Annotated in this window: 17 protein-coding genes and 1 tRNA gene; 6 read left to right on the top strand and 12 right to left on the bottom strand. The window is 66.5% G+C overall.

What is annotated here, in order from left to right:
* Positions 1–453: 453 nt before the first annotated feature.
* From DND132_RS18875 to DND132_RS12785, 7 genes are all read right to left on the bottom strand, one after another.
* A complete protein-coding gene (locus tag DND132_RS18875) occupies positions 454–2,748 on the bottom strand; it encodes a PAS domain S-box protein (RefSeq protein WP_014323175.1) in 2,295 nt (764 codons plus the stop codon).
* Between the two features lie 102 nt (positions 2,749–2,850).
* The gene (locus tag DND132_RS12810) at positions 2,851–3,726 is read right to left on the bottom strand and encodes a zinc dependent phospholipase C family protein (RefSeq protein WP_014323174.1); all 876 of its coding nucleotides are present in this window, start codon (positions 3,724–3,726) and stop codon (positions 2,851–2,853) included.
* Positions 3,727–3,863: 137 nt separating this feature from the next.
* Positions 3,864–4,667: a helix-turn-helix domain-containing protein gene (locus DND132_RS17770; protein ID WP_014323173.1), complete on the bottom strand. Its 804-nt coding sequence runs from the start codon at positions 4,665–4,667 to the stop codon at positions 3,864–3,866.
* Between the two features lie 12 nt (positions 4,668–4,679).
* Positions 4,680–5,063 (bottom strand): cupin domain-containing protein, encoded by a 384-nt coding sequence (locus tag DND132_RS12800; RefSeq protein WP_014323172.1) that lies wholly within the window; start codon positions 5,061–5,063, stop codon positions 4,680–4,682.
* A gap of 65 nt (positions 5,064–5,128) precedes the next feature.
* Positions 5,129–5,701, bottom strand: a complete 573-nt coding sequence (locus DND132_RS12795; protein ID WP_014323171.1) for a GrpB family protein — start codon at positions 5,699–5,701, stop codon at positions 5,129–5,131.
* Positions 5,698–6,471: an HD-GYP domain-containing protein gene (locus DND132_RS18870; protein WP_014323170.1), complete on the bottom strand. Its 774-nt coding sequence runs from the start codon at positions 6,469–6,471 to the stop codon at positions 5,698–5,700. Before DND132_RS18870 ends, DND132_RS12795 begins: the two co-directional genes overlap by 4 nt.
* 3 nt (positions 6,472–6,474) lie before the next feature.
* Positions 6,475–7,335: an NmrA family NAD(P)-binding protein gene (locus DND132_RS12785; RefSeq protein WP_014323169.1), complete on the bottom strand. Its 861-nt coding sequence runs from the start codon at positions 7,333–7,335 to the stop codon at positions 6,475–6,477.
* 228 nt (positions 7,336–7,563) lie between these two features.
* Here DND132_RS12785 and DND132_RS12780 point away from each other — a divergent pair, with 228 nt between their 5' ends.
* Both DND132_RS12780 and DND132_RS12775 read left to right on the top strand, forming a co-directional pair.
* On the top strand, positions 7,564–9,267 hold the full coding sequence (locus DND132_RS12780) for a hydantoinase/oxoprolinase family protein (RefSeq protein WP_014323168.1): 1,704 nt from the start codon (positions 7,564–7,566) through the stop codon (positions 9,265–9,267).
* Positions 9,268–9,270: 3 nt separating this feature from the next.
* Positions 9,271–10,605 carry a histone deacetylase family protein gene (locus DND132_RS12775; RefSeq protein ID WP_014323167.1) on the top strand — a complete coding sequence of 445 codons (1,335 nt, stop codon included), beginning with the start codon at positions 9,271–9,273 and terminating at the stop codon, positions 10,603–10,605.
* A 627-nt stretch (positions 10,606–11,232) separates the two neighbouring features.
* On the opposite strand, the gene sppA is transcribed toward DND132_RS12775, so the two are convergent.
* Entirely contained in the window at positions 11,233–12,129 is an 897-nt protein-coding gene (sppA, locus tag DND132_RS12770) for a signal peptide peptidase SppA (protein WP_337998554.1), read from the bottom strand.
* Positions 12,130–12,147: 18 nt separating this feature from the next.
* Entirely contained in the window at positions 12,148–13,992 is a 1,845-nt protein-coding gene (locus DND132_RS12765) for a 30S ribosomal protein S1 (protein WP_014323165.1), read from the bottom strand.
* A 361-nt stretch (positions 13,993–14,353) separates the two neighbouring features.
* Here DND132_RS12765 and DND132_RS12760 point away from each other — a divergent pair, with 361 nt between their 5' ends.
* Both DND132_RS12760 and DND132_RS12755 read left to right on the top strand, forming a co-directional pair.
* On the top strand, positions 14,354–14,902 hold the full coding sequence (locus DND132_RS12760) for a hypothetical protein (protein WP_014323164.1): 549 nt from the start codon (positions 14,354–14,356) through the stop codon (positions 14,900–14,902).
* Positions 14,903–14,908: 6 nt separating this feature from the next.
* A complete protein-coding gene (locus DND132_RS12755) occupies positions 14,909–15,334 on the top strand; it encodes a pyrimidine dimer DNA glycosylase/endonuclease V (RefSeq protein WP_014323163.1) in 426 nt (141 codons plus the stop codon).
* Between the two features lie 502 nt (positions 15,335–15,836).
* Here the strand turns inward: DND132_RS12755 and DND132_RS12750 are convergent.
* Both DND132_RS12750 and speD read right to left on the bottom strand, forming a co-directional pair.
* Positions 15,837–16,778, bottom strand: a complete 942-nt coding sequence (locus DND132_RS12750) for a spermine/spermidine synthase domain-containing protein (RefSeq protein ID WP_014323162.1) — start codon at positions 16,776–16,778, stop codon at positions 15,837–15,839.
* Positions 16,760–17,167, bottom strand: coding sequence for an adenosylmethionine decarboxylase (gene speD, locus DND132_RS12745; protein WP_014323161.1), 408 nt, complete (start codon positions 17,165–17,167; stop codon positions 16,760–16,762). Before speD ends, DND132_RS12750 begins: the two co-directional genes overlap by 19 nt.
* Positions 17,168–17,573: 406 nt before the next feature.
* Between speD and DND132_RS12740 the strand changes: the two genes are divergently transcribed.
* Positions 17,574–17,990 carry a secondary thiamine-phosphate synthase enzyme YjbQ gene (locus tag DND132_RS12740; protein ID WP_014323160.1) on the top strand — a complete coding sequence of 139 codons (417 nt, stop codon included), beginning with the start codon at positions 17,574–17,576 and terminating at the stop codon, positions 17,988–17,990.
* 94 nt (positions 17,991–18,084) lie between these two features.
* A tRNA-Arg gene (locus DND132_RS12735) sits at positions 18,085–18,161 on the top strand.
* 318 nt (positions 18,162–18,479) lie between these two features.
* Here the strand turns inward: DND132_RS12735 and DND132_RS18785 are convergent.
* On the bottom strand, positions 18,480–20,627 hold the full coding sequence (locus DND132_RS18785; protein ID WP_014323159.1) for a methyl-accepting chemotaxis protein: 2,148 nt from the start codon (positions 20,625–20,627) through the stop codon (positions 18,480–18,482).
* Positions 20,628–20,696 lie beyond the last annotated feature (69 nt).

Raw genomic sequence — 20,696 nt, 5'->3', positions numbered from 1 at the left:
GACGGCCGGTGCGGGATGCCTTCCGCCGTGCCGGTGTGCGATTTCGTCCGGGAAAAACGGGTGAGAATCTGTGCCGCTTCACGAAACGCCGTGCGCCGTTTCCCCCGCCCGAAATCGCGGAGTTGTTTTTGGGAAGACGCTTACGCCCTGAGACATACCCCTCTGCCGCCGCCCGCCAACCGGACCTGTCCCCCCTTGGAGCGATTCGGGTGGGCAGCACCCGACAGCGGCTCTCTCCCCCGCGCTCGCACGTCGTCAGGCTTTCGAGAGTGGGTCAGCCGTACATTTTCTTCCGAGGGGCTTTCACCGCAGCGTGCCTCAGCTCTTAGGCCGAGCTTGCTCGGTCTTAGAGATGACGACAGCAGCGATAGCCGTCTACGTGAGGATGAAAGCCCCCCGGAAAAAATGTGCGGATGGCCCGCTATCGGAAGCCGCGCCCCCCCCCAATACCAGCTACTGCGGCAGGGTGACGATGACGCTCGTCTCGCCGGGAGTGCCGGTTTCGACGGCGATGTCCCCGCCGTGGGTGCGGGCGATGAGCCGGGCGGAGTAGGTGCCGAGTCCGGAACCGCGGGCGGGGCTGGAGGTGGAGTATTTGTCGAAGAAGGTCTCGCGCACGGACAGGGGCACTTCGCCCTGATTGCGGATGGTGATGGTCAGGTGGTCGGTCCTTTCGAGGACGATGGACACGGAGCCGGATTCCGGGGAGGCCTCCAGGGCGTTGGTGGCGAGGTTGCAGAGCATGGAGCGGAAGAGCTCGGCGTCGGCGGACACGGGCAGGGTGCCGTCCGCCTCGCCGCCGCGCACCTCGATGCCCACGCTGATGCCCTTTTCGATGATGTGCGGCAGGCATTCGGCCTTGATCTGTTCGAGGACGTCGAGGACGTCCACGGTGGTGCGGTCGAGGACGTAGGTGCCGCATTCCATCTTGTAGAGGTCCAGGGAGCGGTTGATCAGCTCAAGCATGGTCGTGCCCGCGCTCTCGATGGTGGCCAGCATGGCCTCCTGGGAGGCGTCGAGGTTGCCGTGACGCCGGATCTCGTCGGGCAGGCCGATGACCGCGCCGAGCGGGGTCTTGAGGTCGTGGCGGGCCATGCGTTCCATGTCCTCGCGCAGGGCCTCGGCCCGCTTGCGGTCCGTGATGTCGCGGCTGACCCCCTGGAGACCGATGCGTTCGCCCTCTTCCGAGAAGAGGATGCCCAGGTGCGATTCGAGCCAGACCGAGGAGCCGTCCGCGCAGGTGAATTCGAGGTCTTCGGTGATGGAGGCGAGCTGGCCCTGGGTCTCGGCCAGGTCGTCGAGCACGCGGAGGGAGTCCTGAAAGCGGGTCTTGGCGGCCGGGGTGAGGAAGTCCCGGATGGGGCGGCCGAGGACGTCGGGCCGCTTGAAGCCGCGCACGGCCTCGTCCGAGGGGCTGACGTAGGTGAAGCGGTAGTCCGCGTCCAGCCCCCAGATGATGTCGGTCACGTTTTCGGCCAGCAGCCGGTACTGCTTTTCGCGCTGGCGCAGGGCCTCTTCCATGAGCTTGCGGTCGGTGATGTCGGTGCCCACGCAGAGCAGGCCGACGGTGGTCCCGTCCTTGGAGCGCACCGAGTCGTTGGCCCAGGCGACCCAGACGATCTCGCCGTTCTTGCGCACGTTCATGGTCTCGTTGAACGGGTGGGCCGAGGGGTTCATGAGCAGCCGGTCGAGGTAGCGGCGCATGGACCGCCCCTCGAGACTCTTGCGCGGGACCAGGGTGCCGACCAGGGGCCTGCCCAGGAGTTCGCCGGGCCCGTAGCCGTAGAAGTCCTCGGCGTACTCGTTGCAGAAGACGATGTCGCCGGCCATGTTGATGCGGATGATGATGGACTTGGCGCTGTGCACGAGCTGGTAATAGCGCTCGCGGTCCTTGAGGCGGCCCATGAGGATCACGCCCAGGGCCCAGAGGCTCATGGGCAGGACGACGATGGCCAGGAGGCCGAAGCCGAGGATGGCGTTGCGGTTGGGCGAGCCGCCCCAGCCGCCGCTCGGCGCCGCGGCCAGGAGCCATTCGCCCGAGGGCACGTGGATGATGCGGACGACCGGGTCCATGTCGAAGACCACGGGGTCGCCCGCGAGCATGGGTTCACGGTCCTCCTCGGAAATCTTCTCGCGCAGGGCCAGAAGCACGTCGCCGGGCACGCCGATACCCACGTTGCGGAACAGGGCCGGACCGTCGAGGTGGACGCTGATCATGCCCCAGTAGCTCGCCGGGAGCGCCTTGTCGGGCAGGAAGACCGGGGCCAGGATGACGATCTCGTCCATGTCCGGGGCGCGTTCGTCCAGGGCCAGGATCTGCCGCCGCCCTGTGGACTTGGCCCGCTTGAGCAGGCTGCGCACGGCCACGGGGCCGGTCTGGGCCAGGGAGCGGCCGAATCCCTTGCCCGCGCTCCAGGAGGGGTAGGCGTGGGAGATGACGTCGTTCCGGGCCAGCTGGAGGGAGCGCACGGCGGACATGTTCACCAGCAGGGCGTCCGCCAGGACCGCGAACTGGGCCTGGCTCGGGTCCGGGTTGACCTTGAGGAAGGCCTCCATGGCGCTGGCCAGGTGGATGCCCGAGCCGATGGCCGAATCCAGACCGGCCTTGGCCTCGTTGAGGGCCTGGACCACCTGGGCGCGGACCTTCTGGCCGTGATTGTCCTGATCCGCACGGTAGCCGACATAAACCATGACGGCGACCATGAGGCCGATGATGGGCGGGATCAGAAAGGTGATGCGTCTGAGCATGGAAACAGCCATCCGTTGTCACGGCCGGGGATCGGGCCGCGTGGCCCCCAGTATAGCAAAAGGGCGGCCGAAAGGAAACGAAGGAGCCGGTTCCGCGATGGGTCAGCCCCCGACACGGGCCAGGGCGTTGTTCCGGTCCACGGCGGGACGCGGGATGGACAGCAGGGATTCGTCCGGGAGGAACGGTCCGGCGGTCCGGCGTTGCAGGCGCAGGTCGCGCACACGGCGGAGGTTGCCGCTGCCGATGGGGTCGAAGGCCACGGCCGGGGAGCGATCCGGTCCGTTGAGAAAATCGAAGACCAGGTTTTCGGACAGGGAGAACATGTCGTCGAGCTGGCGGTTGACCCGTGCGGAGTGAAGCAGCCGTTCGGCCAGGCGCAGGGAGCCGGTCCAGGACTTGCGGCCGGTCACGGACAGGCTGCCCTTGAGCAGCTGCTTCTTGACCAGGAAGGGCAGGCGGCGGCGGTCCATGGCCAGGAGCAGGCTGTCGTCCTGGGCGCGGTTGGGCATGCGCAGCAGGTTGAGCGCGGTCTCCTGCTCGGTCCGGAAGCGGCGGTCGGCCTGGGCCTCCACGTAGACGTGGGACAGGTTGGAGCCGGACTTGATGGCGGCCAGGGCGTTGGGCACGAAATAGTTGTGGGCGACCACGTCGGCGGCCAGGTGGGTCAGGTAGCCGTAGGCGTAGGCCGTGACGCGCGGGGTCGGGGCGGAGCGGAGGAGCTTGAAGCCGGTCACCCAGTTGTGGCTGTGGCCGGGCTTGATCCGGGTGCCCTTGCCGATGAAGATGTCGGCGGACAGGGCGCCGTAGAGAAAGGCGTCGCGGTGGTGCGCGAGGAGCGCGCCCAGGAGCGGCGGCAGGCAGCCCAAGTTGGCCAGCACGGCGTTGCCGAGGGCCAGGTGCACGCCGGGACCCCAGGCAAGGGCCTGGTCGGGCATGAGGGCCACGAAAAGGCAGGCGAGGATCAGGGCAAGCTTCATCGGGTCGGGTCTCTCCGAGGGGAAACGTAAGGTTCTGGCCCGAAAAGTCAACGATAATCGTGCAACGATCCCCCGCCCTCCGGGCCGGGATGCGGGCAACTCCCCGTCCCGGCTGGACAAAGGGGAGGAGCGGATTTTCAGCCTTTTTTCGCGGCGGACACCCCGGCGGCGAAAACCCCGGGCGTCATGCCCATGACCTTGCGGAAACAGCGGGTCATGTGGCTCTGGTCCGAGAACCCCGCCTCGGCCGCGCTCTCGGCCAGCCCCATCCCCCCGCGGATGCACGCCTTGGCCAGGCCGACCCGCCTCAGGACCTGGTACTCGTGGGGAGGCATGCCAACGGTCCGGGCAAAGAGCCGGTTCAACCGGCAGGGGCTGCACCCGGCGAGCCCGGCCAGGTCCTCGAGCCGCACGTCCTCGGCGCAGGCCGCGTCCAGGTGGCGGCGGACCAGGGCGATGCGCTCCGGTTCAGCCGGGTCGACGTCGGACCGGTCGCCTTCACGGCACAGGGGCTCCATGACCGCGAGCAGGGCCGCCTGCCGCTCCAGGTGCGAAGCCGCGCCCCGGGCCAGATCGGCCAGCCGGAGCACGTCCCCGAACCGGGCGGGGTCGTCGATGACGCAGGGGGCGTCCGGGGCCAGGCAGGGGGCCAGCCCGGCGGTTTCGAAACAGGCCGGGGCCAGGCTGACCGTGACGGAGTCGCTCTCCCCGGCGTCCGGGCAGGCGTGGGCCAGCCCGGAGGGGATGACCAGGACCTGCCCGGCCGAGGCCTCGCGGCGGCCGTCAGGCGTCTCGATGGCCCGCACCCCGGACAGGACCGCGCCCACGCACACGGACCGGTGGGCGTGGCGCGCGGTGGTCGGCGGCGGGCCCGCGTGGCGGACCACGCCGACCCCTTTCAGGCCCGGTATCTCGCGGTATTCGGTGCTGCGGTCGGCCATGAACGTCCTCTGTCAGAGCAGGGCGGGTACGAATTTGGCCAGTAGGCAGAGCCCGTCCTCTCCGGCCCGGACACGGTGCGCGGCCTTCAGCGGCATGACCGCGATCCTCCCCGGCACATAGGGGATGGCGCGCCCTTCGAGCAGGCACTCCCCGCTGCCCGAGGCCACCTCGTGCAGCTCCCAGCTGGTCTCGTGGACATGGTCGCCGATTTCCGAACCGGGTTCAAGCCGGACCAGGTGGACGCTGAAGGCGCCGCCGGTCTCGGCCCCGGTGAGCAGGTGCTTGAGGGCCACCCCGGCAAAGGCCGGGTGTTGGTGCCACGGCAGGTCGGCCGCGGATTTGGCCGCGCCGTCCGCGATCACGGCCCCGGTATCGAACAGGGAAAAGAGTTGCATGATGCCTCCTTGGTTTTTCAGGAGGATAGGATACCGGGCGCGACCGGTCTTGCACGATCTTGCCGTCAGTTGCCCGCCGCCCGGGCCAGGGCCACGATCCGCTGCACGAATTCGGTCTTGCCCCCGGTGTAGGCCTCGCGGTCGTCGGGATAACGGGCCAGCAGGTCCCGCTTGAGCCGCTCGTAGTCCGCCGCCGCGTCCGGATGGGCACGGAGGTGGTCGCGGAAGAGCAGCCCCTCCCACAGGGTCGAGTCGGCCACGGTCATGTGGATGTGGTGGGTGCGCTCGCCGATCGGCCCGCGCCGGATGAACCAGGGATAGTGCGGCGGGGTCGCCCCCTCGGGCTGGGGCCGCCAGAACGCGTCGCAGCCCTGCCCCTCCAGGATGGGCATGGCTTCGCGCCGGGCCCGGTCCAGGTCCGCGACCTCCACGAGCACGTCCACCACGGGCTTGGCCCAGATGCCGGGGATGGCGGTGCTGCCGAAGTGCTCCACGCGCACGACCAGCCCCTCGGGCAGGCAGGCGAGCAACCGTGCCTTCTCCTCCTCGAACAGGCGCGGCCAGGCCGGGTCCGGGGGGACCAGCCTGATGCGGTCCCGCAGGACGCGGGCGACCTTCTCTTCCAGGGTCTCGGTCATGCCGCGCCCGCCGGGCCGCCCTCCTCCACCTCGAGGATGAAGGTCTCCACCAGGTCCGGGTCCAGGGCGGTCCCGGCCAACCGGCGCAGGGTCTCGAAGGCCGCCTCGGCGGACCGGCCCCGCTGGTAGGGGCGGTCCGTGGTCATGGCGTCGAAATAGTCGGCCACGCAGAGGATGCGCGCGCCCAGGGGAATGGCCTCGCCCGCAAGCCCGCGCGGGTAGCCCGAGCCGTCCATGAGTTCGTGGTGGGCGTAGACGTATTCCAGGGCCGGGCCCAGGAAGTCGAGGTTCTTGAGGATGTCGCGGCCCCACTCCGGGTGGCGGTGGATCTCGTCGACCATCTCCCGGGTCAGGGGCGTGTCCTCGCTGGAAAAGATGCGGTCGGAAAAGCCGATCTTGCCGATGTCGTGCAGGGTCCCGGCGACGCGGATGCGCTCCACCTCGTCCGCGGGCAGGCCGAGCCGCTGGGCCAGCCGCCGGGCGTAGACGCCGACCCGCTCGCCGTGGCCCTCGGTGTAGGCGTCGCGCGCGCCCAGCGCATGGGCCACGGCCGTGATGGTGTTCACGGTGTCGCGCCGGATCTTGGCCAGGAGCTGCTCCAGCCGGTCCTCCCTGGCCTCGATCTTGGCCAGCATGACGGCCACGGCCTCGGCCAGCTCCTGGATTTCGGGGTCGTACTCCGGACCGGTCAGGGCATGAATGCCGTCGGCGGGACCGCCCGCCGAGATGGTCCGGATGACCCGCAAAAGTTCCTCGCGGCCCTTGGGCACGGGCTACCTCCAGGCGTCCGCGTGTTCAAGCACGAAGCCCTCGAAGGTCCGCGCCGGGGTGCCGGTCAGGTACTCCACGGCCTGGGTCACGTTGCCCATCATGCCGAGCTTGATGACCCGGCTCAGGGACACCAGCATGTTGCGGTTCCACTCGGACACGCCCGCCGCGTCCAGGGCCGCGATGTACGCGTCCTCGTCCACCGGGGCGTACTCCAGCGCGATCCCGGCACCCTCGGCGATGATGGCGGCCACGTCCCCGAGGGTCAGCCCGCGCGGGCCGGTCAGGGCGTAAAAGGCGTTGGTGTACCCCTCGTTGTCGTTGAACAGCCGGGCAGCGCAGGCCGCGATGTCGCGCACGTCGATGTAGCTGACCTTGTACGCCTCCTCGGGCAGGATCAGGGCCCCGGACCGGACCATGGGGGCGAGCACGGTGCTGAAATTCTGCATGAAGGAGTTGGCCCGCAGCACGGTGAACGGGATCTTGGAATCCTCCACGAACTGGTCGATCATGCCCTGCTCGCGGCCCAGTCGCCAGTGGGCGTCCGACGACGCGCCGTACCCGCTCAGGCGGACGATGTAGCCGATGCCCGCCTCCTTGGCCGCATCCACGGCCAGCCGCCCGAACCGGGCCATCTTCTCGTCCATGGGCACGGACAGGAACAGCCGGTCGCACCCGGCCATGGCCGCGACCATGGACGCCTTGTCCGCGAAGTCGTAGACCCGCGCCTCCACGCCCGAGGCCGCCAGGCGTTCGGCCTTGTCCGGGCCGTGCACGCCGGCCACCACGGCCGCCTTGTCGGGAAGTGTATCGATCAGGGCCGAGCCCACGTTTCCGGCCGCGCCCGTGATGAAAATCTTGCTCATGAAACCGCTCCTTCCCCCGGCGGCCGCATCCGGCACGCGGGGATTTTCCTTGTGACGCCCGCACGCTACACGAAGATGGCAGGGAAAGGCAAACCCTCCCCGCCCGTTCCCGGAATCCTTCGGCGACCATTCCCCGAGCCGATTCGACCATTGACCGAATGGACACTTGCGCGGCGCGCCCAAGGGGGGTAACCCCGGAATGAAGCCAGACTAAACCATGGAGTGGAAATGCTACTAGGAATCGACGTGGGCGGCACCCACACCGACGCGGTCGCCATCGACATCGGGGACAGGCCCACGGTGGCCGCCTCCTGCAAGGTGCCCACCCGACACGACGACCTGCTCTCGTCCGTGACCGAGGCCCTGGCCACCATCCTCGAGCGGATCGACCGCAACGCCGTCACCCAGCTCAACCTGTCCACCACCCTGTCCACCAACGCCATCGTCCAGAACAAGACCGAGGACGTGGGCGTCATCGTCTCGTCCGGGCCGGGCATCGACCCGCACAACTTCATGCCCTGCAAGGACTTCCACGTCATCGACGGGTCCATAGACCACCGGGGCAACGAGGTCCGCGCCCTCAGCTCCCGCCAGCTTGCCGAGGCCGTGGACGCCTGCCGCGAGAACGGCGTGCGCGTCTTCGCCGCGGTCTCCAAGTTCTCCACCCGCAACCCGCGCCACGAGAACCTCATCCGGCGCACGGTCTGCAACTGCAAGTCCGTGGACGTCTGCGAACACGCCGACTTCGTCACCCTGGGCCACCAGCTCGGCGGGGCGCTCAACTTCCCGCGCCGGGTGGCCACCGCCTACTTCAACTGCGCGGTCTGGCGGCTGTACAACGCCTTCGCCACGGCCGTGGAAAAGGCCCTGGACGAGATGGGCCTCGGCCACGTCAAGGTCAACGTGCTCAAGGCCGACGGCGGGACCATGCCCCTGCCCCAGTCCCGGACCCTGCCCGTGCAGTCCATCTTTTCCGGCCCGGCCGCCTCGGTCATGGGCATCATCGCCCTGACCGACATCTTCCACGACTCGATCATCCTCGACATCGGCGGGACCACCACCGACATCGCGGTCTTCGCCGACGGCGCGCCGCTCATCGAGCGCGAGGGCATCGACATCGGCTCCCACCCCACCCTGGTCTCGGCGCTCAAGGTCCACTCCATCGGCATCGGCGGCGACTCGGCCATCTCCGTGGTCGGCCCCGAGGTCCGCGTGGGGCCCAACCGGCTCGGCCCGTCCGTGTGCCTGGGCGGCGACCGCATCACCCTGACCGACGCCCTGAACTGCACCGGGGCCTGCAAGGTGGGCGACGTCGAGGCCTCGCGCAAGGCCATGGAGGCCTATGCCTCGGCCCGCACCCTGACCGCCGACAAGCTGGCCGAGGGGGCCGTGACCTACGCGGCGAAGGCCATCCAGGACGCCACCCGCGCCCTGGTGGACGAGATCAACTCCAAGCCGGTCTACACCATCCACGAACTCCTGGAAGGCAAGAAGATCGTGCCCAAGAAGATCTACCTCATGGGCGGCCCGGCCGAGGCCATGAAGGACGAGCTGCGCGACCGCTTCCAGCTGTCCACCGAGGTGCCCGACAACTTCGACGTGGCCAACGCCATCGGCGCGGCCCTGACCCGGACCACCTGGGAACTCGAACTCTTCGCCGACACCCAGCGCCACGTCCTGTTCATCCCCTCCCTGTCCTACCGCGAGAACGTGCCCTCCAGCTACGACCTGGAGGACGCCAAGCGCGACGCCGCCAACCAGCTGACCATGCAGCTCGACTCCATGGGCGTGTTCCTCAAGGGCGAGGACGCCCAGATCACCCACGCCTCGAGCTTCAACATGGTCGAGGGGTACGACCAGGTGGGCCGGAACATCCGCGTCAAGTGCCAGGTCCGTCCCGGCGTAATCAAGACCTTCGGGGAGGGCCGCTAAACCATGCTCAAGTCCAAGAACAGCCTCGGCATCATCTTCTTCCCGGCCTTTGACTGGGCCATCTCGCCCACCCACCCCGAGCGCCAGGAACGGCTTCTCTACACCCAGGACCAGCTGCGCGAGGAGGGCCTCTTCGACATCGAGGGCATCACCGAATACAAGCCCGACGTGGCCGCCGTGGAGGACGTGGAGCGCGTCCACTTCTGCTTCCCGGACGTGCCCTCGGTGGCCACCCGCTCGCACCTCATCTCCGCGGGCGGGGCCATGAAGGCGGGCGACCTGGTCATGGAGGGCAAGACCGACCGGGCCTTCGCCATGGTCCGCCCCCCCGGACACCACGCCATGAAGGTGGTCCACGGCTCGCGCGGCTTCTGCACCATCAATATCGAAGCCATCATGATCGAGCACATCCGGGAGAAGTACGGGCACAAGCGCATCGCCATCGTGGACACCGACTGCCACCACGGCGACGGCACCCAGGACATCTACTGGCACGACCCGGACACCCTGTTCATCTCCCTGCACCAGGACGGCCGGACCCTGTACCCCGGCACCGGCTTCCCGCGCGACCTGGGCGGGCCCAACGCCATGGGCCGGACCCTGAACATCCCCCTGCCGCCCAACACCTCGGACGAGGGATTCCTCATGGCCGTCGAGCGCGTGGTCCTGCCCATCCTGGAAGACTTCAAGCCGGACCTGGTCATCAACTCCGCCGGACAGGACAACCACTTCTCCGACCCCATCACCAACATGAACTTCTCAGCGGGCGGCTACGCGGCCATGAACGACATGCTCAAGCCGGACATCGCCGTGCTCGAGGGCGGCTACTCCATCCAGGGAGCCCTGCCCTACGTCAACCTCGGCATCTGCCTGGCCATGGCCGGGGTGGACTACTCCTTTGTCCGCGAACCCAACTACAACGCCGAACGCATCCGCCAGGACGCCCGGACCACCGCCTACATCGAGGAACTGTGCAAGCAGCTCCCCGCCCTGTACTTCGACCCGCCCGAGTTCGTCTCCAAGGGCGACAGCCGCCAGGGCGTCATCACCGGCGACCGCTACGTCCGCCACAAGCAGATCTACTACGACACCGACGGCATCAACGAGGTCCAGCAGGAATCCGTGACCCTGTGCAAGGAGTGCCGGGGCCTCTACAAGGTCGAGACCCGCGCCGACTCCGGCCCGCTCTGCCTGGGTGTGGAAATCCCGGTCAACGCCTGCCCCGAATGCCGCGCCAAGGGCTACCAGACAGTGGAGGACGCCCAGATCAAGGGCACCTACCGCTACATCCAACTCATCAACCGGCTGGACAAGGAATACCTGCGCTACGGATTCTGACGAAGACATGCGTCGGGGAATGCGTCGGGGGAATGCCTCCGGCGGCCCCTTCGGGGAGACCAGGGCGCTGCCCTGGACCCGGCAGGGAGCAAGGCCCCCTGCACCCCCATCGCCTCGCTTGCGCTCGGGGGCCGTGCGGTGGCGGTGTGCGATTCCGGGCAGAAAAAACGGATGGAACGGCGTGCTTCTTCACCGAAAGAAGCACGCCGTTTTTTCTGCCCGAAATCGCGGGGGTTGTTCTTTTAATGAAGGGGATAGCGCCCCAAGAACCACGACTTTTCCCGGCTTTTACCAACGCCGCGAAACAAATTTAACGGGTTCCGCCGACCTCGTCGGCGGCGTTGGGCAACCGTCCCGAAGGGTTCGCGCCGGACGGCCCTGCGGGGCCCGTGGCCGTCCGGCCAATCCCCCCGCGAAGCAGCACCGGCCCTTCCCACCTCGCTCAACCCGCACGTCTCCCCGCGTCCGCACGCCCCCGCCGAAGGCACACAAAAAGTTTGGGAGCGTCCAGAGAACCCTTTTTAAAGGGTTCTTTGGCGGGGTCGGGGGCAGCGCCCCAGCGGGTCCAGGGCAGCGCCCTGGCGGGGTCCGGGGCGGAGCCCCGGCCGCCGGAGGCATTCCCCGGCTCTATTTGTAGTAGAAGGACCAGCCCTGTTTGAGGCTGGAGGAGAGGTCGATCTTGAGGGCGCCCATGAGTTCCTGGACAAAGGTCCGTTCCTCTACGGGTCCTTCGATGACGGCGGCGCGGCCCTCGATGCCGGTTTCCTTTTTGAGTTCCTCGACGGCGTCGGCTTGGGTGCCGAGGCGATCGATGAGCCCGAGGGCCAGGGCCTGTCGGCCGGTGACGGCGCGTCCGTCGGCGATGGCGGCGATGCGGGCGCGTTCCATGCCGCGCGCCTCGGCCACGTCGTCCACGAACTGGTCGTGGAGGTCCTGCATGAGTCCGAGCATCTGTTCGCGCTGGGCGTCGGTGAGGTTGCGCAGGGGGGTGCCCGCGGCCTTGAATTTGCCGGTGGTCAGGACTTCGGGCCGGATGCCGAATTTCTCCATTGCGTCGGCCACGGTGACGAACTCGGCCATGACGCCGATGGAGGCGGTGATGGAGCCGGAGTTGGCGAAGATGAGCCGGGCCGGGCAGGAGGCGTAGTAGCCGCCGGACGCGGCCACGGTGCCGTAGGAGGCGATGACGGGTTTGACCTGGTTGAGCCGCTTGACGGCGGCGTAAATTTCCTGGGACGGGGCGATGGAGCCGCCGGGGGAGTCCACGCGCAGAAGCACGCCCTTGACCGAGTCGTCCTCTTCGAGGCTACGGATGAAGCGGACCACGCGGGAGGAGTCGAGGATCATGCCCTCGACGTGGACGATGCCGATCTTGTCGCCGGACAGGGCGAGGGAGCCGGGGGTCCAGCCCAGGGCGCGGAAAAAGGCCATGACCCCCGTGATGAGGGCCATGGCCAGTATGATCATCAACACCCCGAACAGGAAGGGGTGGCGCTGGGAGAAACGGTCTTTGGTTCCTGCCATGCGCATGACGTTTTTTCCTTACTTGGACTCTTCTTCCTCGGCAGCGGCCTCTTCGGCCGGAGCTTCGGCAACGGTCTCTTCGACCTGGGCTTCGGCCTCGGCGGCCTCTTCCTCTTCGGCAGCGGCCAGGGCGTCGCCCGCGGCTTCCTCAAGCTTCTCGCGGAGCAGGTCGCCCAGGGTGGAGCCGGCGGACACGCTGTCGCCGCCGAAGGACTTGGACTTGCCGCCTCCGGAGGTGCGGGCGGGCTCTTCCTTGGTCTGCTTGATGGACAGGCCCAGGCGGCGCTCGTCGGCGGACACGTGGATGACCTTGGCTTCGATGGTGTCGCCTTCCTTGAACATCTCGGAGGGGGACTTGATCTTCTTGCGGCTGATCTCGGAGACGTGGACCAGGCCTTCGATGCCTTCCTCGACCTCGACGAAGAGGCCGAAGTCGGTGATGTTGGTGACCGTGCCGGTGACCTTCTGGCCCACGGGGTACTTGGCCGGGACCTGGGTCCACGGGTCTTCGGTCAGCTGCTTGACGCCCAGGGTGAACTTCTCGTTCTCCTTGTCCACGGTGAGGACCTTGGCCTGGACGGAGTCACCGACCTTGTAAACCTCGGAGGGGTGGCGGATCTTCTTGGTCCAGGAGATGTCGGACACGTGGATCAGGCCGTCGATGCCCTCCTCGATGCCGATGAACACGCCAAACTCGGTGATATTCTTGATGGCGCCTTCGAGGACGGTGCCCTCGGGGTACTTCTCGGCGACCACATCCCACGGGTTGGGGGAGATCTGCTTCATGCCCAGGGAGATGCGCTTCTTGTCCGGGTCCACGCCGAGGACGACCACATCGACCTCTTCGCCGACCTTGACCATCTGGGACGGGTGACGGAGCTTGCGGGTCCAGGACATCTCGGAGATGTGGACCAGACCTTCCACGCCGTTCTCCAGCTCGACGAACGCGCCGTAGTCGGCCAGGTTGGTGATGACGCCGGTGAAGCGGGAACCCTCGGGATACTTCTCGGCGATGTTCTCCCACGGATCGGGCACGAGCTGCTTGAGGCCCAGGGAGACCTTCTGGCCTTCGCGGTCGAAGTTCAGGATCTTCAGTTCGAGATCGTCGCCCAGGGAGACCATCTCCTTGGGATGCTTGATGCGCTTCCAGGACATGTCGGTGATGTGCAGCAGGCCGTCGAGACCGCCGAGGTCGATGAACACGCCGTACTCGGTGATGTTCTTGACCTTGCCCTGAACCACCTGGCCCTCTTCGAGGGTCTCGAGCAGCTTTCCGCGCTGTTCGGAACGCATTTCCTCGAGGAGCACGCGGCGGGAGACGATGACGTTGGAGCGGCGGCGGTTGATCTTCAGGATCTTGAAGTCGAACTCCTGGTTGACCAGGGCGTCCATGTCGGGAACGGGGCGCAGGTCCACGTGGGAACCGGGCAGGAAGGCCTCGACGCCGCCGAGATCGACGGTGTAGCCGCCCTTGATGCGGCGGACGATGCGGCCGATGACCTCGCCGTCCTTTTCCTGAAGCTCTTCCAGTTTATCAAAAAGCTGCATCCGCTTGGCCTTGTCGCGGGACAAGTAGATGGTGCCTTCGGCTTCGTTCTTGCGGGCGACGAACACATCGACCTTCTCACCGACGGACACGGACACGGTGCCGTCCGGCTCGGTGAATTCGGAGACCGGGATCTGGCCTTCGGACTTGAAGTTGACGTCGACGAGCACGTAGTCCTTGTCGACCTTGACCACTTCGCCGGAGACGATGGTCCCTTCGTCCAGATCGCCGAAATCGGAGTTCAGATACTCGTCGAGCGCGTCGGCGAAATTCATTTCCATTTCGGGCATTTCAACAGATTCTTTAGTTTTTTCCATGGGTTACCTCCACAACGGACCTCGGACAAAATAGTTTTAACGTATATTTTCAAGATGAGGGTTCCGTGCTGGCGGGTCATCGTTTCCGAGGCAGGCGAGCCCCGTTCGCTCGGTCGGCGCTTGCGGCCGAACCCGACATCTTTACGCTCCGTTAGGGGAAAATGAGCAATTCAAACAAGTTATGAATCAACTCTTCTCCCATACTAAGAAGAGTCATGTACGTAGCGGAAATAGCTCACCCTGTAAACCCTTTTCTGGCAAGGATTCGGCACCGGTTCCGAGCTGTTCCGGAGGCACGCACCCTTTGCCTATCCGGACCGAGTTGTGTAGGGTGCTGTCAGACTGTGACACGGAGGTTGGAATGGACGACACGCGCTTTGAACTCTACCTGACGGAGGCCCGGGCCGGATGGCTGGAGGCCCGTCTGGTGTCGGGCGATTCGCACTACGACCTGAGCGTCAATTCCAATTTTTCCGAGCCCATAAAGGACCTGTTTCGCTGCCTGTGCGACGTGCGCGGGCTGGACGCCCCCACGGACATGGAGGTGGACTACCGGCACACCGAGTTCGAGTGGGGCGGCGAGGGCTGGCTGTACTACTGGGTGGTCACCCCCAGGCCGGACGGCGTGCTCGGCATCAGCGTGGACTTCAAGGGCAAGCGCGAGGTGGACGGCGAGGAGTACCCGGTCTGGAAGATCGAGACCGAGACCACCTGGGAAAAGCTCGCCCGACAGGTCTTCACCCAGGCCTCGGAGATGCTCTGGATGTACGGCTTCACCGGCTACTACGCCCGCTGGCAGAAGGATTTCCCGGCGGGCGACATGATGCGGCTGGGCCACCTGCTCCACGGCCAGCCCGCCGACACCAACGACTTTTCCCGCGAACTGGGCTACCTGGCCGAGACGAGGTAGGCCGCCATGCGGCTGTGGACCGTCCACCCCCGGTTCCTGGACACCAAGGGGCTCACGGCCGTCTGGCGCGAAGGCCTGCTCGCCCGCAAGGTCCTGCGCGGCGAAACCAGGGGCTACACCCGCCACCCCCAGCTCGTCCGCTTCCGCAACCACCCCGATCCGCTCGCGGCCATCGACGCCTACCTGGCCGTCATCCTTGCCGAATCCCGCAACCGGGGCTACCATTTCGACGCCACCAAGATCGACGAACGTGCCCAGGCCGCGCCCATCCGCGAGACCACCGGCCAGCTCGACTACGAGTGGCGCCACCTGCTCAACAAGCTCAAGGAACGCGCCCCGGAACGTTTTGAGGACTCCCGTCTCCTGAAACCGGCCCCGCACCCTCTCTTCGTCCTCGTCCAGGGCGATGTCAGGGAGTGGGAGAAACGGTAGCTGCTTCCGAGAGCGGGCCATCTGCACATTTTTCCGGCCGCGCCAATCCTCACGTAGACGGCTACGCTGCGGTTGTCGCGGCCGGGAAAATGCACAGCTGCCCCACTCTCGACAAATCCGCAGGACAGCGGATTTGGACGTTGCGGTCTTTCCGCAACGCCCCGAAGGGGTGAGCCCCAGGACGGGGCGAATCAAAGCCTAGTTCTAGCGCGGAAAGCCGCTGTCGGGTGGCTGCGCTAGCCGAATCGCTCCAAGGGAAATAACCAAATTAACGGCCTCATGGTGGACTGAAGTTCATTCCATTGCGCCCCACCCCGCGAAGCGGCGATAAAAAGTTTAGGAAGGTGAGGGGGATGGGGGTCCGGGGGAAGGGGGAGAGGGAAACCCTTTTCAAAGGGTTCCCTCTCCCCCTTCCCCCGGCCGCCGGAGGCATCAAAAAAGTCGGGCCTGGCCGGTGCGTGCGCACCGGGCAGGCCCGACTTTTTGCATGTTGCCTTCGGGTCTACGACTTGACGCCGGTGCCGGTGTAGCGGGCGGGGTCGTGGAGGGTGGACAGAGAGTCGCCCTGGGCGACCTTGTCGCGCAGGTATTTGGGCGGGCTCATGAGTCCGCGCAGGGCGATGCCGTCGAAGAACTTGAGCGGGCCGTCCACGTTTTCGGCCAGGAGGGCGTCCACCTTGGCGGGTTCCGGGTCGGTGTCGAGGGGTTTGAGGGAACCCAGGGCGAAGCCGAGCGGGACCACGTAGGTGGGGGTGCAGGAGAAGAAGTGGGTGACGTGTTCGAACACGGTGCCCAGGGTGCGCACGATGCGGGCGTGGCCGTCGTCAAAGGGCGGCGTGACCGGTCCGGCCTGGATGACGAACACGCCGCCGGGGGCCAGGGCCTCGCGGCAGGTGGTGAAGAACTCGCGGGTGAAGAGGTTCATGGCCGGGCTGTCCTCGAGGGGATCGGACAGGTCGCAGATGATCACGTCCCAGGAGCCGCCCTCTTTTTCGAGCACCTCGAAGGCGTCGCCGAAGCGGATTTCGGCGCGGGGGTTCTGGAAGCAGCCCTGGTGGATGGCGGCCAGGTGTTCCTGGCAGGCGTCGTACACGACGCGGTCGATCTCCACCTGGACGGCCTTTTCCACGGACCGCCACTTGAGGACCTCGCGCACGGCCCCGCCGTCCGCACCGCCCAGGACCAGGACGCGCCGGGGCGCGCCGTGCTGGTACAGGGCGGTGTGGACGAGCGGCTCGTGGTAGAGGAACTCGTCGCGTTCGGAGACCTGCCACTTGCCGTCGAGGACCAGGCCGGTGCCGAAGGTCCGGGAACGGACGATGGACATCTCCTGGTATTCTGTGCGCTTGAAGTCGAGGATCTGCTCCACCCCGTGGAGGTGGACGTCGTCCTCGGTCATGTATTCGGTGATCCAGTAATCGCTACTCAGCTTCGAGCCTGCCACAGGGTCGCCTCCTCTTTCGGGGTCAGGGGATGGTGACAGCCGCAGCCGTTGCCTCGCGGCAGCACGGTCAGTGTGTGGTCCGAGGCCTGGAATTCGCGCACGAAGTAGTCGCAGGCGATACGGGGCCGGGCGGTCTGGCCGCAGGTGAAGATATCCACGGCCGCATAGCCCGATTCGGGCCAGGTGTGGATGGAAATGTGGGATTCCGCGAGCAGGGCCAGGGCCGTTACGCCCTGCGGCTCGAACTTGTGACTTGTTATGTCGAGCAGGGTGGACATGGCCCGCTGGGATGCGGAGACCATGGTCTCGAGAATGAATTGCTCGTCGTCGAGCAGATGGGAAGGACAGCCTTTGAGTTCAAGAATGCAATGCACACCGACAGTGTTCATTCATGACACCTCGTGAGTAAATGGTTAGTGACCGAAACACCTCCTAGCCGTACGGGCCGGGCCGTTTGCCCTGCCTTCAACTAAACACATAAAACCCCCTTGGTACGGTTGGCGCGCGCCGACATGGCGCGAACCCGGCGGAAGCCGCGTCCGGGGGGGTGCATACCCCAGGGGCGTTCCGCGCTCCCGCCGCCGCCCGGACAGGTCAATCCGTGCCGCGACAGGCCAATGGATGGAGCTTGTATACAATCATTTCGCGAATGCAAGCATTATTTTCTGCATTCGACGAATCGTGACACGACCCGCGCCGGGCCTGGGTTTGCGCCGCACGGACCACGGCAAGCGCGCCGGACCCAGGCCGCAATTTGCCGTGGTCCCGAAACCCGGATCGTGATAGGAAGGGGGCATGAAATCGTATCGCAAGGAACTCTTTTACGAAATTCCGACGCGGCGCGCCTTCGTGAACATCACCGAAGACGTGGAGGTGTGCCTGCGCGAGTCGGGCATCCGCGAGGGACTGTGCCTGGTCAACGCCATGCACATCACGGCCTCGGTGTTCATCAACGACGACGAGTCGGGCCTGCACCACGACTACGAGGTCTGGCTGGAGCGGCTGGCCCCGCACGAGCCGGTCTCGCAATACCGGCACAACGGGTTCGAGGACAACGCGGACGCGCACATGAAGCGCCAGGTCATGGGCCGCGAGGTGGTGGTGGCGGTGACCGAGGGGCGTCTGGACTTCGGCACGTGGGAGCGCATCTTCTACGGCGAGTTCGACGGCCGCCGCCGCAAGCGGGTCCTGGTCAAGATCATCGGCGAATGACGCATCCCCGGAGAATGAGCCCTCCCCTGCGCATGCCGCCCGGCCGAATATCCTTGACCTCTACGCCCAGCCTTTATTAAGGAGTCTTCCACGCGCGCCAGTAGCTCAGGTGGATAGAGCATCGGCCTTCTAAGCCGACGGCCGTGGGTTCGAATCCTACCTGGCGCGCCACTCAATATTGCGATGCGGCGCCGTCAGCCGCGTTGCCGCAAAGACCTCAGACCCTTGCGTATGATGATACGCGGCGGCCCTGAGGTTTTTTTTGCGCCTTGCTGCCGGCACCGGTTCCGGACCGTCGCGTGCGCCCGCGACCCGTGCCCTGCCCCCATCGTCGGTTTGGTGGCGATCCGGCCGTGGGCATGCGCCGCATCGGTCCGCACGCCGGGGAGGGATGCCCCGAAGGACGGAAAGGCAAGGGGGCGGAACCTTGCGGCCCCGCCCCCGGATGATTGGTTGAATCGGTCTGATTGGTCGGACCGGCCCCTTTGGCTAGAAGCGCTCGAAGTCGTCCCGGCCTTCCGGGTCCATGTCCAGGGCCAGGCCCTGGGGGCGGGCCGGGGCGGACTTGGACTGGGGGATGGCCGCGGGCCTGTTCCTGACCACCTTGGTGGCGGTGCGCGGCATGCCGCGTTCCTCCACGTGGAAGAAGGCCATGACCTCCTGAAGGTGCTTGCCCTGGCCGGCCAGCTCCGCGCTGGTGGAGGCCATCTGCTCGGCCGCCGAGGCGTTCTGCTGGATGACCGTGTCGAGCTGGGCGATGGCATGGTTGATCTGGCCCGCGCCCGCGTTCTGCTCGTTGCTGGCCGCGGTGATCTCCTGGACCAGGGTCGCGGTCTTCTCGATGTCGGGGACCAGGCGCTTGAGCATCTCGCCCGCCTTCTCGGCGACCTCCACGCTGCTGCCGGACAGCTCGCTGATCTCGGCGGCGGCAGCGCCGCTCCGCTCGGCCAGCTTGCGGACCTCGGCCGCCACCACCGCGAAGCCCTTGCCGTGTTCGCCCGCCCTGGCGGCCTCGATGGCCGCATTGAGCGCCAACAGGTTGGTCTGGCGGGCTATTTCCTCGACGATGGAGATCTTCTCGGCGATGCTGCGCATGGACGCCACGGTCTGTTCCACGGCCTCGCCGCTGACCCGCGCGTCGTCGGCCGCCTTGGTGGCCAGGGTGTCGGTCTCCTGGGCGTTCTGGGCGTTCTGGGCGATATTCGAGGTCATCTCCTCCATGGACGAGGTTATCTCCTCGATGGAGGCGGCCTGCGTGGTCGCGCCCTCGGACACGGACTGCGATGACGCCGACAGTTCCGTGCTCCCGGACGCCACGCTCTCGGAGGCGGACTTGACGTCCACGACCACGCCCTTGAGCTTGTCGGCCATGTCCTTCAGGGTCCTCGACAGGACGCCGATTTCATCCTTCTGCTTGACGTCGATGCGGTTGTCCACGAAGTCGCCGCCCGCGATCTTCTCGGCGAAGGCCACGGCCTTGCGCACCGGCGCAACCAGGCTGTTGGCCAGGAACCAGAGGACCAGGCAGGCCAGGAGCACGATGACCGCGCCCGCGCTCACGCCGATGACCACGTTGTTTTGCGAATTTTCGGCCATGACCTCGGCCAGGTGCCGGGCCTCGGCAAAGACCACGTTGCGGTCCACCTCGATCAGGATGCCCCAGGGGGTCCCGGTGCGGCCCAATTCGATGGGGGCGCTGACGTCGACGGTCTTCCTGCCCGGCGTCATGTCGGCATAGGACTTGCTGCCCTGAATGCTGTCCACGATCTTTTTCCAGTCGCCCTGGTAGACGTCCTTGAACGGCCTGCCCACCGAGTCCGGATTACGGCTGTCCGCGACCACGATGCCGAGATAGCTGACGACCTGCACGCGGGCCTCGCCGCCGTACAGGGACTTGGCCACCTCCTCGCTCAGCTGCTGGATGAACTTGAGCCGCAGGTCGGTGCCGGCCACGCCCAGGAACTTCCCGTCGGCCACGATGGGAGCGGACATGGTCGTCAGCCACTCCTGGCGGCCCTGAACGATGTACGGGAAGGGATCGAGAATGTTTTCCCTGCCCCGCTCGCGGGGGAACAGGTACCAGCCGCCCTTGGTCACCCCGTTGGGATGCTTGGAGGCGTCCTCGTACCCGACCAGGGCCTGGCGCGCGATGCGGCCGCTCTCGTCGCGGTTCCAATAGGGCACGAACCGCCCGGTGGCGTCGTGGCCCGACTCCTTGTCCCCGGCGTGGAGGGCGTCCTGCCCGTCCAGGGCCTCGGGCTCCCAGGCGCTGTAGGCCCCCAGAAATTCCGTGTTGTTCTCAAGCACCCTGAGCAGGATGTCGTTGAACGCGGTCCGCAGGTTGAACGAAGCCCCCGCGCCCGAGGCCTTCCTGACCGCATTGAAGGCGTCGGCGATGGTCCTCGCGGTATCCAGGTTGATGTTCAGTTTCCGGCTGATGGTCCCCGCCTCGCGCTGGGCCACGGCCATCAGGCTCTGACTCGTTTCCTTCTCGATCAGTTCGTTGACCTTTTCCCCCACGAACCGGTCCGACCGCGACTGGGAAAACATCTGGATGCCGACCAGCACCACCACGGTCGTCAGGAGACATCCTCCCGCCATGACGACGATCTTTGTCTTGATGGATTTGAACTGCATTTCCTCTCCTGCCGTTAAAACTTCATGTACACTGATCCCTTCCAGGCCAGTTCCCCTCACCGAAGCCAT

The sequence above is a fragment of the Pseudodesulfovibrio mercurii genome (assembly GCF_000189295.2).
Classification (GTDB): domain Bacteria; phylum Desulfobacterota; class Desulfovibrionia; order Desulfovibrionales; family Desulfovibrionaceae; genus Pseudodesulfovibrio; species Pseudodesulfovibrio mercurii.
The sequence above is the reverse complement of the archived record's forward strand: the minus strand, read 5'-3'. Positions and strand labels throughout refer to the sequence as shown.

Coding starts and splice junctions, on each gene's coding strand:
- DND132_RS18875 (WP_014323175.1), bottom strand. CDS start 2,748: ATGCTCAGACGCATCACCTTTCTGATCCCGCCCATCATCGGCCTCATG.
- DND132_RS12810 (WP_014323174.1), bottom strand. CDS start 3,726: ATGAAGCTTGCCCTGATCCTCGCCTGCCTTTTCGTGGCCCTCATGCCC.
- DND132_RS17770 (WP_014323173.1), bottom strand. CDS start 4,667: ATGGCCGACCGCAGCACCGAATACCGCGAGATACCGGGCCTGAAAGGG.
- DND132_RS12800 (WP_014323172.1), bottom strand. CDS start 5,063: ATGCAACTCTTTTCCCTGTTCGATACCGGGGCCGTGATCGCGGACGGC.
- DND132_RS12795 (WP_014323171.1), bottom strand. CDS start 5,701: ATGACCGAGACCCTGGAAGAGAAGGTCGCCCGCGTCCTGCGGGACCGC.
- DND132_RS12785 (WP_014323169.1), bottom strand. CDS start 7,335: ATGAGCAAGATTTTCATCACGGGCGCGGCCGGAAACGTGGGCTCGGCC.
- DND132_RS12780 (WP_014323168.1), top strand. CDS start 7,564: ATGCTACTAGGAATCGACGTGGGCGGCACCCACACCGACGCGGTCGCC.
- DND132_RS12775 (WP_014323167.1), top strand. CDS start 9,271: ATGCTCAAGTCCAAGAACAGCCTCGGCATCATCTTCTTCCCGGCCTTT.
- sppA (WP_337998554.1), bottom strand. CDS start 12,129: ATGGCAGGAACCAAAGACCGTTTCTCCCAGCGCCACCCCTTCCTGTTC.
- DND132_RS12765 (WP_014323165.1), bottom strand. CDS start 13,992: ATGGAAAAAACTAAAGAATCTGTTGAAATGCCCGAAATGGAAATGAAT.
- DND132_RS12760 (WP_014323164.1), top strand. CDS start 14,354: ATGGACGACACGCGCTTTGAACTCTACCTGACGGAGGCCCGGGCCGGA.
- DND132_RS12755 (WP_014323163.1), top strand. CDS start 14,909: ATGCGGCTGTGGACCGTCCACCCCCGGTTCCTGGACACCAAGGGGCTC.
- speD (WP_014323161.1), bottom strand. CDS start 17,167: ATGAACACTGTCGGTGTGCATTGCATTCTTGAACTCAAAGGCTGTCCT.
- DND132_RS12740 (WP_014323160.1), top strand. CDS start 17,574: ATGAAATCGTATCGCAAGGAACTCTTTTACGAAATTCCGACGCGGCGC.
- DND132_RS18785 (WP_014323159.1), bottom strand. CDS start 20,627: ATGCAGTTCAAATCCATCAAGACAAAGATCGTCGTCATGGCGGGAGGA.